Genomic DNA, 13,411 nt, shown 5'->3' on the forward strand with positions numbered 1-13,411 from the left:
AGTTACCGTCGTTTACCCCATTTCTCACGGGTTTCGGGTAATAATCGGTCTCCAACCGTTCCGACCGGATCGCACCGAGTTGGGACCCCCGCTCGCAACAGTTCCATCATCAGGAGAAAAACGGCTCGGTAAACATCGCTGAATGGCGCCATCACCACGCCGACCCTTGTCCATGTGACTGCGCACGTAAGGGCAACCATGGCGACTCCCCAGCTCGACCCGCACCAGAAAGCACAGGAGACGCGACGCCGCGTTCTCGAGATGGCCGTATTCATGAAACGCCAGGACGGCGAGGCCGTTCCCTATTCGGGCCTGCGAGGTCCGGGGACCCCCGGACAGGCCGTCGACATGTTCCTCGCCCTGCTCCAGGACAGGCTCCCGCTCTGGCTGAAGATCCTGGACGACCTCATGCACCTGGTCGGCAAAGGGCGGGTGAACGACAACCTGCTGCCCATCGCCAGAGCGGGCATCGACTACTACGCGGAGGTGCAGTCGGCGGCGCTGCCCGCCTTCACCTCCCCCTCGGTCACGGTCCGCTTCCGCGAGGCCATGAAGGACACCAGGCTCGGCCCCACCTCGGAGGTCGTCCCGCTGACCGAGTACCTGGCGGCCGAGCAGCGGGAGGGACGCGTCTCCTCCCACGTCGACCCGGTCGCCAGCGCCCGGCTGCTGCTCGCGGGCTGCTTCCGGCACGCCTACTACGAGCTGTTCGTCGGCACCGACTTCGTCCCCTCCCGGGACGAGAGCGCCGAGGAGATCGTCAGAGAGCTGCGGCTGGAACCTCCCGCTCGCACGCCAGGCGATAGCCCCGCTTGACGACCGTCTCGACGATGCCCGCCGGCCCGAGGGCGCGGCGCAGCCGGGTGATCGCCATCTCGACCGCGTGCTCGGCCGGGTCGCGGGACGGGCCGCCGGGCAGGACGGTCCGCAGCTCGGAGCGGGCCACCACGTGGCCCGGTTTGTCGGCCAGGCGCTTGAGCACCGACATCGGGGCCGGCGGCAGCGGCTTGAGCTCGCCGTCCACGACGGCGGCGTGCCCGCGGATCTCCAGCTCGTGGCCGCCCGCGACCAGGCGGGTGACGCCGTGGGCGGGCAGGTGCCGGGCGATGGTGCGGGCCAGCGCGCCGAGCCGGGCGCGCTCCGGCTGCACGACCGGCACGCCGCGCTCCAGCAGGGGCGCGGCGGTGACCGGGCCCACGCACGCCGCGACGACGGGGCCCGCGAAGGCCGCCAGCAGCGCCTCCTCCAGTCCTTCGGCGCGGGCCGCGTTCAGCATCGCCAGGACGGCCGGGGCGCTGGTGAAGGCCACGGCGTCCACGCCGCCGGAGACCGCCTGACTGATCAGGCGGCGCAGCGGCGAGGGGTCGCGGTACGGCAGCCACCGGTAGACCGGCACCTCGATGACCTCCGCGCCGGCCTCGCGCAGCGCGGCCACGAAGCCGGTCAGCGGCTCCCCGTGCAGCTGCACCGCGATCCGGCGGCCCCGCAGGTCCTGGGCGAGCAGATACTGCTTGATCTCCTCGCACGACTCGGTCGCCGCGGTCCAGTGGTCGTTCAGCCCGGCCGCTCTGACCGCGCCGCGGGCCTTGGGCCCCCGGGTCAGCAGCCGGGCGGCGGTCAGGTGCCCCATCAGGTCCGCAGACAGGCCCCAGCCCTCGGCGGCGGCCACCCAGCCGCGGAAGCCCACCCCGGTGGTGATCACCACGTCGTCGACCGGGGCGGCCAGGGCCTCCCGGGTCGCGGCCAGCAGATCGGCGTCCTCGGCCAGCGGCACCAGCCGGATCGCCGGAGCCCGCACCACCCGAGCGCCCCGCCGTTCCAGCAGGGCGCAGAACTCCTCGCGCCGCCGGGTCGCGGTGACGCCGATCGTGAACCCCGCCAGCGCGTCGGGCGCCGTCTCGGGGGCCTCCCGAGAGGACTCCGGGAGAGCCCCGGAGAGGGGCGCGGAGAGGGGCGCGGAGCTCACGCGTCCTCCTCCGCCGGCCGCCGCGTCCGCCGTGCCGCCGTGTCCGTGGCCCGCCCGCTCACGCAAGGCTCACCTCCACCGTGCCCGCGGCGACACGGATCCGGTAGGTCGGCACGGACACCGCGGGATCGTCCAGGCACACGCCCGTCACCAGCGAGAAGACCTCCTTGTGCATGGGCGAGGCCACCGTCGGCTCGTTCCCCCGGGTGCCCACGATGCCCCGCGAGAGCACGTAGGCGCCGCTGAACGGGTCGCGGTTGCCGATCGCGTACAGGCCGCCGTCGAAGGTGCGGAACAGCGCGACCTGGTGCCCGTCCACCAGGGCGCAGGCGCCGCGCTCGGGCATCAGGTCGGCGTAGGCGCACACCCGGGTCCAGCCGGTCTCCTCCAGTCCGGCGCTCAGGTTCTCGCTCAGCACTGTCATCGGGCAGAGCCCTCCTTCTCGGGTCGGGTCGGGTCGGGATCGGGTCGAGGTCGGTTGGGAGCCGTGAGGGGCGGGGCGGCCCCGTCCGGGGACGGGGCCGCGACGGCCGGGGCCGCCGGGGCGGTCAGGCCCGCACCGGCTCCAGCGGGATCAGGACCGGCTTGACCTGCTCGCGCTCGGGTTCGAAGGCGATCGACGGGTCCGGGGTGCCGGGCGCGTTGACGAAGGAGACGAAGCGCCGCAGCCGGTCCGGGTCGTCCAGGACCGCGCGCCACTCGTCGGCGTACCCCGCCACGTGCCGTTCCATCTGCGCCTCCAGCTCGGCGCAGATCCCCAGGGAGTCCTCCAGGATGACCTCCTTGACGTAGTCCAGGCCCTGGTTCTCCAGCCACACCGAGGTGCGCTGGAGCCGGTCGGCGGTACGGATGTAGAACATCAGGAACCGGTCGATGATCCGGATGAGCTCGTCGGTGGACAGGTCGGAGGCGAACAGGTCGGCGTGCCGCGGGGTGAAGCCGCCGTTGCCGCCGACGTAGAGGTTCCAGCCCTGCTCCGTGGCGATGATCCCGAAGTCCTTGCCGCGGGCCTCGGCGCACTCGCGGGCGCATCCGGAGACGGCCGACTTCAGCTTGTGCGGCGAGCGCAGGCCCCGGTAGCGCAGCTCCAGCGCGACGGCCAGGCCCACCGAGTCCTGCACGCCGTAGCGGCACCAGGTCGAGCCGACGCAGGACTTCACCGTGCGCAGCGCCTTGCCGTACGCGTGCCCGGACTCGAAACCGGCGTCGACCAGGCGCTTCCAGATCAGCGGGAGCTGCTCCACCCGCGCCCCGAACAGGTCGATCCGCTGCCCCCCGGTGATCTTCGTGTAGAGGCCGAAGTCGCGGGCGACCTCGCCGATCACGATGAGCTTGTCGGGGGTGATCTCCCCGCCGGGGATCCGCGGGACCACCGAGTAGGTGCCGTTGCGCTGGATGTTGGCCAGGAAGTGGTCGTTGGTGTCCTGCAGGGCGGCCTGCTCGCCGTCCAGGATGTGGCCGTTGCCGAGGGAGGCCAGGATCGAGGCGACGGTGGGCTTGCACACGTCGCAGCCCCGCCCGGCGCCGTGCTCGGAGATGAGCTGCGAGAACGTCGTGATGCCCCGCACCCGGACGATGTCGAACAGCTCGGCCCGGCTGTAGGCGAAGTGCTCGCACAGGGCCTTGGACACCTCGACGCCGGACTTGATGAGGAGCTGCTTGAGCATCGGCACGCAGCTGCCGCAGGCGGTGCCCGCGCGGGTGCACGACTTGATCTCCGCGACGTCGGTGAGGCCCTTGTCCGCGATGGCGGAGCAGATCTGGCCCTTGGTCACGTTGTTGCAGGAGCAGACCTGCGCGTCGTCGGGCAGGTCCATGTTCGCCGGGCCGCCGGTGAACAGCAGCTCGCTCGGCGAGCCGGGCAGCTCGCGGCCGACGAAGGGCTTGAGCGAGTTGTACGGCGTGGCGTCGCCGACGCAGATCCCGCCGAGCAGGGTGCGGGCGTCGTCGCTGACGAACAGCTTCTGGTAGACGCCGGTGACCGGGTCCATGAACGTCACGTCCAGGGCGCCGTCCATGGCGCCGAACTGCGCCACCTCCACACCCAGCAGCTTGAGCTTGGTGGACATGTCCGCGCGGGCGAAGGCCCCCTCGCCGCCGAGGATGCGGTCGGCGGCGACCTCGGCCATGGTGAAGCACGGCCCGACGAGGCCGTACACCATGCCGTCGTGCAGGACGCACTCGCCGATCGCGTAGATCGCCGGGTCGCTGGTGCGCATGCCGTCGTCCACGACGATGCCGCCGCGCTCGCCGACCGCCAGCCCGCTGGACCTGGCCAGCTCGTCGCGGGGCCGCACACCCGCGGAGAAGACCACGACCTGCGCCTCGATCGTCTCCCCGTCCGGCTTGACCAGGCCGGACACCCGGCCCTCCGGCCCGGCGACGATCTCCTTGACCCCCGCGCCGGTGTGCACGCCCAGGCCCAGCGCCTCGATGTGGCCGCGCAGCACGGCGCCGCCGCCCTCGTCGACCTGACGGGGCATGAGCCAGCCGCCCATCTCCACCACGTGCGTCTCCAGGCCCAGGCCGCGCAGCGCGTCGGCCGCCTCCAGGCCGAGCAGGCCGCCGCCGATGACGATGCCGGCGGTGGCGCCCCGCGAGGCCTCCCGGATCGCGTCCAGGTCGTCGATGGTCCGGTAGACGAAGCAGCCGTCGAGGTCCTTGCCCGGCACCGGCGGCACGAACGGGCTCGACCCGGTGGCCAGCACGAGGACGTCGTACGGCTCGGCGTGCCCGTCGGCCGTCGTGACGACCCCGGCCTCCCGGTCGATCCCGGTCACCCTGGCGTTCAGGCTCAGCGTGATGCCGTCGGGAACCGGGTAGGTGAGGTCCTCGGCGGTCTTGCCGGTCAGGTAGGAGGTCAGCGCCACCCGGTCGTACGCGGGCCGGGGCTCCTCCCCCAGAACCGTGATCCTCCCGTCGAAGCCGCGGTCCACCAGGGTCTCGATCAGCCGGTAGGCCGTCGGCCCGTGCCCCACCACAACCAGCCGCGTCATGGTCGCGCTCTCCTTCTCCGTAATCCTGGTCACGCCGAGACCCCTTCCTGCTCACAGAGCCAGCCGACGATGCCCTCGACCGCGTCGAGGCAGCCGCCGCAGCCGGTCGTGGCCCGGGTGGCGGCGGCCACGGCCGCCACGTCCCGGGCTCCGGACTCCCAGCAGGCCCGGATCTGCCCCTTGGTCACGTTGTTGCACTGGCAGACCTTGGCCGCGTCCGGCATCCGGACGGGGCTGTCGGCGACCGCCGCCCCGGCCAGGCCGGGGAAGAGCAGGCCCGCCCGGTCGCCGGGCACCGGCCCGCCCCGGTCGAACAGCTGGGTGACCGTTCCCACCGCCGCCGTCTCGCCGAGCAGGATCGCTCCGACCAGGCGTCCGTCGCGGATGACGAGCTTGCGGTAGGTCCCGCGGGCCCGGTGGCTGAAGCGCACCACCTCGGCCGAGGTGTCGGACGTCTCGTCCACGTGGGTCTCGCCCATCGCCGCCAGCTCCACGCTCTTGGCCTTCAACCGGGTCACCAGGCGCGATCCGTGGTAGCGCGCCTCCTTGTCGGCCCCGGTCAGCAGGTCGGCGACCACGGCGGCCTGCTCCCAGGCCGGGGCGACCAGCCCGTAGACGGTGCCCCGGTGCTCGGCGCACTCGCCGATCGCGTAGACGGCCGGGTCGCTCGTGCGCATCTCGTCGTCGACGACGACCCCGCGCCCCACTTCCAGTCCCGCGTCCACGGCCAGGCCGGTCACCGGGCGGACCCCGCAGGAGAGCACCACCAGGTCGGCCTCGACCGTCTCGCCGTCCGCCAGCCGTACCCCGCCGTCCACGATCTCCTCGACCACGACGCCGGTCCGGCTCTCCACGCCCAGCCCGGCCAGGGTCTCCCCCAGCACCATCCCCGCCTCGGGGTCGAGCTGGCGCTCCATCAGGTGGCCGGCCAGGTGCAGCAGGGTCACCGGGAGCCCGCGCCCGGCCAGTCCGCGCGCCGCCTCGATGCCGAGCAGGCCGCCGCCGACGACCACCGCGCGCCGCGCCGTACCGGCCGCCTCCAGGATCGCCTGGCAGTCGTCCAGGGTCCGGAACGCGATGGCGCGCCCGGCGCCCGGCACCGGCGGCACGACGGCCTCGCTCCCGGTCGCCAGCACGAGCACGTCGTACGGCTCCCGCTCGCCGTCGGCCGTGACCACGACCTGCGCCTCCCGGTCGATCGCCGTCACCTCGACGCCCGGCCTGGCCGTCACGCCGTGGTCGGCGTACCAGGAGGGGTCCAGCAGCCGCACCTGGTCGGGCAGCATGGTCCCGGCCACCACGTTCGACAGCAGCACCCTGTTGTACGGCTGCCACGTCTCGGCCCCGAACACGGTGATCTCGATGTCCTTGTCACGGGCGCGCACCTCGTTCACCAGGCGAGCGCCCGCCATCCCGTTGCCCACCACAACCAGCCTGGTCATCCGACACGCTCCAGTCTCACGGCGCACACCTTGAACTCCGGCATCCTCGACACCGGATCGAGTTCGGGGTTGGTCAGCAGATTCGCTCCCGCCCAGTGGAACGGCATGAACACCGTGTCCGCCCGGATCGCCGGGTTGACCCGGACCACGCCCTCGGTCTCGCCCCTGCGGCTGATCACCCGCAGCGTCTGTCCCGGCGCCGCCTCCAGCCGCTCGGCCAGGTCGGGGTGGAGCTCCACGAAGGTCTCGTCGACCACCGCGTTGAGGGCGTCGATCCTGCGGGTCTGGGCGCCGCTCTGGTAGTGGGCCAGGACCCGGCCGGTCGTCAGGTACAGCGGGTACTCCTCGTCGACGTCCTCGCCCGGCGGGCGGTGGTCGACGGGGACGAACCGGGCGCGGCCGTCGGGGGTGGCGAAGCGGTCCAGGAAGGGGCGGGGCGTGCCGGGGTGGCCGGTGTCCGGGCAGGGCCAGAAGACCCCGGTCTCGGCGGCGATGCGCTCGTAGGTGATGCCCGCGTAGTCGGCGACGCCTCCGGCGCTCGCCCGGCGCAGCTCGTCGAAGACTTCGCGGGGCTCGGTGGAGAAGGCCCGCGCCATGTCCGGCCCGCCGGGGACGGGGCCGCCCAGCCGTACGGCCAGGGCCTGGAGGATCTCCAGGTCGGTCCGGACGCCGGCCGGCGGGGGCAGGGCCCGGCGGCGGAGCAGGACCCGGCCCTCGAGGTTGGTCATCGTGCCCTCCTCCTCCGCCCACTGGGCGGAGGGGAGCACGACGTCGGCGAGGGCCGCGGTCTCCGACAGCACGAGGTCGGAGACCACCAGCAGGTCCAGGGAGCGCAGCCGCTCGGCCACGTGGCCGGCGCGGGGCGCGGAGATCACCGGGTTGGAGCCGAACAGCAGCAGCCCGCGCGGCCCCCCGGCGGTGCCGAGGGCGTCGAGCAGCTCGTAGGCCGAGCGCCCGGGGCCCGGGAGATCGTCCGGGTCGATCCCCCAGACCCGCGCGACGTGCTCGCGCGCGGCGGGATCGTCGATCTTCCGGTATCCCGGCAGCTGGTCGGCCTTCTGGCCGTGCTCGCGACCGCCCTGGCCGTTGCCCTGGCCGGTCACGCATCCGTAGCCGGATCCGGGACGGCCGGGCAGCCCGAGGGCGAGCGCCAGGTTGATGAACGCGGTCACCGTGTCGGTGCCCTTCGCGTGCTGCTCGACGCCGCGCCCGGTGAGGATCACCGCCCGCCGCGCGTTGCCGAGGATCGCCACGGCCCGGCGCATCTGGGAGACCGGGACCCCGGTGATCCGCTCCACCCGCTCGGGCCACCAGGCCGCGACCGAGGTGCGGACCGCGTCGAAGCCGTTCGTGCGCTCGGCCACATACGCCTCGTCCGCGTGCCCTTCGGCGATCGCCAGGTGGAGCAGGCCGAGGGCGAGCGCCAGGTCCGTGCCGGGGGTGGGCTGCAGGTGCAGGTCCGCCTGGCGGGCGGTGGCGGTGAGGCGGGGGTCGGTGACGATGAGGCTGCCGCCGTTCTGGCGCATCGCGGCCAGGTGACGGACGAACGGGGGCATGGTCTCGGCCATGTTGCCGCCCGCGAGGAGCACCGCGTCCGCCGCGGCGAGGTCGGTGATCGGGAAGGGCAGGCCGCGGTCCATGCCGAAGGCCCGGTTGCTCGCGGCGGCGGCCGACGACATGCAGAACCGGCCGTTGTAGTCGATCTGGCTGGTCCGCAGCACCATCCGGGCGAACTTGCCCAGCAGGTAGGCCTTCTCGTTGGTGAGCCCGCCCCCGCCGAACACGGCCACGCCGTCGGGGCCGTGTTCCGCCTGCAGGGCGCGGATCCGGGCGGCGACGAAGTCGAGCGCCTCGTCCCAGCTCGCGGGCTCGCCGTGCAGGAGCGGGGTGGTGAGCCGGCGCCCGCCGGTGAGCAGCTCACCGGCGGTCCAGCCCTTCTGGCAGAGGCCACCGGCGTTGGCCGGGACGTCCTCCCGGGGAGTGATCGTCACCGTCCGGTCCGCGCCCTCCTCCGGGGCCCCTGCGGCGACGTTCATGCCGCACTGCAGTGCGCAGTACGGGCAGTGCGTCGCCGCCGGCGCCTTCACAGGCGCGGGAGCGGAAAGTGAGATCGGCATGCGTCCGATGGTGCTTTCAAGCGGTTTCACCGCTGGGTCCCTTCTGTTACCGCTGTGCTACAAGCGGCCAACCGGGTTCACATTCGCTGTCAGACCGCGGTGAAGCCGGTGGCGCACCGGTGGGGTCGCCGGGCCGGGGCCGTCAAGCCGGAACCCACCGGGTCCGGGCGCGGGCCGCGCTCAGATCCGGGCGGCGGCCAGGCTCGGCACCGGGCCGACGGTCCGCAGGTAGCAGGCCCAGGTCAGCAGCGCGCACAGCGCGTAGAAGCCGGCGAAGGCGGCCAGCGCGGTGCCCGCTCCCCCGGTCGCCGCGATGGAGGTGCCGAAGCCTCGGTTGATGAAGAAGCCGCCGAACCCGCCGATCGCGGCGATGATCCCGACCGCGGCGGAGGCGTCCCGCTTGCCCACCGCCAGAGCGGCCTCGTAGGCGGGCGTGCCGGGGGCGACCCCGGCGGTGGCCTTGGCCCGGAAGATCGCCGGGATCATCCGGTAGGTGGAGCCGTTGCCGATGCCGGTGGTGCCGATCAGCAGCATGTACGCGGCGAAGAACAGGGTGAAGCTGCGCTGGGCCAGCCCCTGCCAGACCAGCAGCAGCGCGGCGGCCATCGCGCCGAAGTTGACCAGCGTCACCCGGGCCCCGCCGATCCGGTCGGCGAGCCAGCCGCCGGCCGGGCGGATCAGCGAGCCGACGAGCGGGCCGAGGAAGGCCAGCGTGATCAGGGAGGCCTGCTCGGGGAACTGGCTCTTGATCAGTAGCGGGAAGGCGGTGGAGTAGCCGATGAAGGAGCCGAAGGTGCCGATGTACAGCACCGCCATGATCCAGGTCTGGGCCCGTCCGGCGATCTTCAGCTGCTCGCGGGGGTTGGCCCTGGCCACGGTCAGGTTGTCCATGAAGAAGTAGGCGCCGACGGCGGCGGCCACGATGAACGGGATCCAGAACAGGCCCGCGGCGGCCAGCCCGAACGCGCCGATGACCAGCGGCATGAGGAGCTGGACGGAGCTGACGCCGATGTTGCCGCCCGCGGCGTTGAGGCCGAGCGCGGAGCCCTGCTTGGACTGCGGGTAGAAGTAGGTGATGTTCGCCATGCTGGAGGCGAAGTTCCCCCCGCCCAGGCCCGCGGTGGCCGCGATCACCAGGAACACCCAGTACGGCGTCGCGGGGTCGCCGACCGCCACGGCCAGCAGCACCGCCGGAACGAGCAGCATCAGGGCGCTGAACACCGTGAAGTTCCGGCCGCCGAACCTGCCCGGGCCGAACGTGTAGGGGATGCGCAGGGCCGAGCCGATCAGGTTGGGCAGGGACACGATCCAGAAGAGCTGGTCGGTGGAGAACTTGTAGTCGCCCATCTTGACGGTCACGATGCTCCACACCGTCCAGAGCGTGAACCCGAGGTGCTCCGCGAAGATCGAGAAGATCAGGTTCCGCCGGGCGACCTTCTTGCCGTCGCTCTCCCAGAAGCCGGGGTCATCGGGTCGCCACTCGCTGATCCAGCGCTTCGCCATCGTTCCTCCTGCAACGGTTTCCGGGGGTCGTCCGGAAATGTAGGAGGCGGGCATTACGCACGTTCACGCATCGTGATGGTGCGGAGTTACGTGGGCCTAACCGATGTAATCAGCGATGAACACGTCGCACAGGCGCAACATCGCCGAAACATGACCGCATTCCTGGGCGGGATTGAAGGCAGGCGACAATGGGAATCATGCGCACACAACTACATCACCTCGGGGAGTGCGCGTGACCGTCCAGACGATCCGCCTGTTCGACGACCCCTCGCTACGCACCGTGGCCGAGCCCGTGACCGTCTTCGACCGCGAGCTGCGCAGGCTGGTCAAGTCCCTGCAGATCACCATGCGGGCCGCCGCCGGCCGCGCGGGCCTGGCGGCCCCCCAGATCGGCGTCCCGCTCCGGGCCGTCGTCTACGAGTTCGACGGCAAGTCCGGTCACCTGATCAATCCCCGGCTGGAGTTGTCCGAGCGCAGGGTCGTGGCCGACGAGGCCTGCCTGTCCGCGCCGGGCCTGTGGTGGCCGCTGGAGCGCTCGTACATGGTGACCGCCCGGGGCCGCGACATGTTCGGCAAGCCCGTCACCGTCCGCGCCCTCGGCACGCTGGCCCGGGTCCTGCAGCACGAGGTCGATCACCTCGACGGCGTGCTTTTCGCCGACCGCCTGCCCGAGGAGGAACGCGAGCGCTTCCTGCGGGCGGCCGGGACAAAAAATTTGTCCTGCCAGCCGTCCGGAAGATAGTGTGGTCGGGTTGTTGCCGGCGGGCCCGAAAAGGTCCTGGCGTCTGCGCGACGGGAGGCTCACGCCTCCCGGGTCCACGCGCTCAAGGCGCCACGGCGGCGGACGTTACGGCTTTCTCCGGTTGGTTCCGCGGATGCGTAGTAGGGTCCGCAGTGCAGCCCCGCATCTCCGACCTGGTGGTGCGGTGAGGCTCCCAATGAGGAGAAACAGTCTTGTCTGAAGGCACCGTCAAGTGGTTCAACGCCGAAAAGGGCTTCGGCTTCATCTCTCCGGATGACGGCAGCGCCGATGTGTTCGTGCACTTCTCGGCCATCAACTCCAGCGGCTACCGCAGCCTGGAGGAGAACCAGCGGGTCAGCTTCGTCACCACCCAGGGCCAGAAGGGCCCGCAGGCTGAGCAGGTCCAGCCTCTCTGACACGGTCAGATGCCTGATCTGAGCCCGCACCGCTCCGGCGGTGCGGGCTCAGTCCTTTTCCGGGGCTCTCGCCTTCCCGGGACTCTTGCGGGACGCCCTCCGGTCAGAGCTCGACGCCGAGCAGGGCGTCGGCGACGTCCTTGACCAGGGCGGGAGCCTGCGGGTCGGTGCCGCCCGACGACAGCGCCCGCTCGGCCCAGGCGTCGATGACGGCCAGGGCCCCGGGGGCGTCCAGGTCGTCGGACATCCGGGCGCGGACCTCCCGCAGCACGGCCTCCGCGCCGGGGCCGGTCTCCAGGCCGGTCGCCGAGCGCCAGCGCGCCAGCCGCACCTCGGCGGAGGCCAGCTGGCCGGGGGCCCACTCCCAGTCGGCCCGGTAGTGGCGGGCGAGCAGGGCCAGCCGGATGGCCATGGGGTCGGCCTCCTGGCGGAGCCGGGAGACGAAGACCAGGTTGCCCTTGGACTTCGACATCTTCTCGCCGTCGAGGGCGACCATGCCGGCGTGCACGTAGGCCTTGGCGAAGGGCCACTCGCCGGTGGCGACGTGCCCCTCGTGGGCTCCGCACTCGTGGTGCGGGAAGATCAGGTCGGAGCCGCCGCCGGCGACGTCGAACCCGCTGCCGAGGTTGGCCAGCGCGATCGCGGTGCACTCGACGTGCCAGCCGGGCCGGCCCTGGCCGAACGGCGAGGGCCAGGACGGCTCGCCGGAACGCTCGGCGCGCCAGAGCAGCCAGTCGAGCGGGTGCTTCTTGCCCGCCCTCCCGGGGTCGCCGCCGCGCTCACCGAACAGGGCGAGCATGTGCTCCTCGGAGTATCCGGAGACCGCGCCGAACTTGGGGGCCGCGGCGACGTCGAAGTAGAGGTCGCCGTCGAGCTCGTAGGTGGCGCCCTTGTCGCGCAGGCGCCCGATCAGCTCGGCGACCTGGTCGATCACCTCGGTGACCCCGACGTACTCGCGCGGCGGGAGGATCCGCAGCGCCTCCATGTCGGTCCGGAACAGCTCGATCTCGCGCTCGGCCAGCTCCCGCCAGTCCTGCCCGGTCTGCTCGGCACGCTCCAGCAGCGGGTCGTCGACGTCGGTGGCGTTCTGGGTGAAGTGAACCTCGTGGCCGGCGTCCCGCCAGACCCGGCCGACCAGGTCGAAGGCGAGGTAGGTGTTGGCGTGGCCCAGATGGGTGGCGTCGTAGGGGGTGATGCCGCAGACGTATATCCGCGCGGTGGAGCCGGGCTGGGTGGGGACGACCTCTCCGGCGGCGGTGTCGAACAGCCGCAGCGGAGTACCGGCACCAGGGAGCCGAGGGACCTTCGGCGCAGACCACGATCTCATGTGACGAGCCTATCCAGCAGACAGACCGCTCGGATCACCCCGGGGCGGTCGATATGAGGGCATTCACCACAACCTCCGGACCGGCCCCCGTCATTCCGGCGGGAGACGGCCGGGGAAGGACCCCGCGTCAGCGGGGCAGGACGCGGTGGAAGGAGCCCGGGTCGCGGGGGGCGCCGGTGAAGTCGTAGCGGATCCCCGACGGGGTCAGGGCCAGCATGGTGACCGACAGGGAGGCGAAGACCCTCCCGTCGGGGAGTTCCCTGCGGATGACCATCGCCCGCGGGTCCTCGGGCGGCAGTCCCGCCCCGGTGGCCAGGAACGCCCACTCCTCCCAGGGGCCCTCGACCGTCAGGGGACGCGCGGCCTCGGCGAACAGGGGGCGGAAGAACGCCACCCGTTCGTTCTCCTCGCCTTCCTCCCAGCCGCTGTTGACGATCATGTGGGTGCCGGGCGGGAACTCCGTCACCCGCAGGCCGGAGCCGTCCCAGCTCCACATGCGCGCTCCCCCGGCCTCGCCCAGGACGAGATGGAAGGGGTCGTAGCGGCTCAGGTCCAGATCGGGCAGGCGGCCCTGGGCCGCCGCCAGCAGCGGCAGATCGCCCCGGGAACGGCGGCGCCGCTCGTCGGCGAGCACGCCGTGGCCGTTGAGCAGCGCCCCGGCCCGCCCGGAGGCCGGGTCGACCGCCAGCCACGTCCCGCCCGCCTGCAGGTCGCGCCCGCCGACCAGGCCGGGCCAGTGCTCGTCCGGGGGGACCCACGGGCGGCCGGTGAACTCGTCGCGGACGCCGACCATGATCAGGGGTATCGCGGCGTCCGGTTCGACGCTGAGGGCAACCGTGCACATGCCCGGCAGGGTACGCCCGGCCCGCGAGCGCCTCGCGGGAGGGGGCGCTCCCGGCGGC

At 72.4% G+C, this 13,411-nt stretch carries 11 protein-coding genes; 3 read left to right on the top strand and 8 right to left on the bottom strand.

What is annotated here, in order from left to right:
* Positions 1–198: 198 nt before the first annotated feature.
* On the top strand, positions 199–816 hold the full coding sequence (locus tag Plo01_RS16800; RefSeq protein ID WP_203891518.1) for a hypothetical protein: 618 nt from the start codon (positions 199–201) through the stop codon (positions 814–816).
* Here the strand turns inward: Plo01_RS16800 and Plo01_RS16805 are convergent.
* The 6 genes from Plo01_RS16805 to Plo01_RS16830 form a co-directional block, all read right to left on the bottom strand.
* Positions 761–1,966, bottom strand: a complete 1,206-nt coding sequence (locus Plo01_RS16805) for a uroporphyrinogen-III synthase (RefSeq protein ID WP_239316484.1) — start codon at positions 1,964–1,966, stop codon at positions 761–763. The two genes, Plo01_RS16800 and Plo01_RS16805, sit on opposite strands and share 56 nt — an antisense overlap.
* Positions 1,967–2,024: 58 nt before the next feature.
* Complete coding sequence (gene nirD, locus Plo01_RS16810) at positions 2,025–2,390, bottom strand: nitrite reductase small subunit NirD (protein ID WP_203891519.1); 366 nt, start codon at positions 2,388–2,390, stop codon at positions 2,025–2,027.
* Between the two features lie 124 nt (positions 2,391–2,514).
* Positions 2,515–4,962, bottom strand: a complete 2,448-nt coding sequence (gene nirB / locus Plo01_RS16815; RefSeq protein ID WP_203891520.1) for a nitrite reductase large subunit NirB — start codon at positions 4,960–4,962, stop codon at positions 2,515–2,517.
* Between the two features lie 29 nt (positions 4,963–4,991).
* Positions 4,992–6,404 carry an FAD-dependent oxidoreductase gene (locus Plo01_RS16820; RefSeq protein ID WP_203891521.1) on the bottom strand — a complete coding sequence of 471 codons (1,413 nt, stop codon included), beginning with the start codon at positions 6,402–6,404 and terminating at the stop codon, positions 4,992–4,994.
* Positions 6,401–8,521, bottom strand: coding sequence for a molybdopterin oxidoreductase family protein (locus tag Plo01_RS16825; protein WP_203891522.1), 2,121 nt, complete (start codon positions 8,519–8,521; stop codon positions 6,401–6,403). Before Plo01_RS16825 ends, Plo01_RS16820 begins: the two co-directional genes overlap by 4 nt.
* A gap of 180 nt (positions 8,522–8,701) precedes the next feature.
* A complete protein-coding gene (locus Plo01_RS16830) occupies positions 8,702–10,024 on the bottom strand; it encodes an MFS transporter (RefSeq protein WP_203891523.1) in 1,323 nt (440 codons plus the stop codon).
* 232 nt (positions 10,025–10,256) lie between these two features.
* On the opposite strand from Plo01_RS16830, the gene def reads away from it, so the two are divergent.
* Both def and Plo01_RS16840 read left to right on the top strand, forming a co-directional pair.
* On the top strand, positions 10,257–10,766 hold the full coding sequence (gene def, locus Plo01_RS16835; protein WP_203891524.1) for a peptide deformylase: 510 nt from the start codon (positions 10,257–10,259) through the stop codon (positions 10,764–10,766).
* Between the two features lie 212 nt (positions 10,767–10,978).
* Entirely contained in the window at positions 10,979–11,182 is a 204-nt protein-coding gene (locus Plo01_RS16840; protein ID WP_203891525.1) for a cold-shock protein, read from the top strand.
* 103 nt (positions 11,183–11,285) lie between these two features.
* Here the strand turns inward: Plo01_RS16840 and mshC are convergent, their stop codons facing one another.
* The gene (mshC, locus tag Plo01_RS16845) at positions 11,286–12,509 is read right to left on the bottom strand and encodes a cysteine--1-D-myo-inosityl 2-amino-2-deoxy-alpha-D-glucopyranoside ligase (RefSeq protein ID WP_203891526.1); all 1,224 of its coding nucleotides are present in this window, start codon (positions 12,507–12,509) and stop codon (positions 11,286–11,288) included.
* Between the two features lie 127 nt (positions 12,510–12,636).
* Positions 12,637–13,353, bottom strand: a complete 717-nt coding sequence (locus tag Plo01_RS16850) for an NRDE family protein (protein ID WP_203891527.1) — start codon at positions 13,351–13,353, stop codon at positions 12,637–12,639.
* Positions 13,354–13,411 lie beyond the last annotated feature (58 nt).

It is taken from the genome of Planobispora longispora (genome assembly GCF_016863135.1).
GTDB lineage: Bacteria > Actinomycetota > Actinomycetes > Streptosporangiales > Streptosporangiaceae > Planobispora > Planobispora longispora.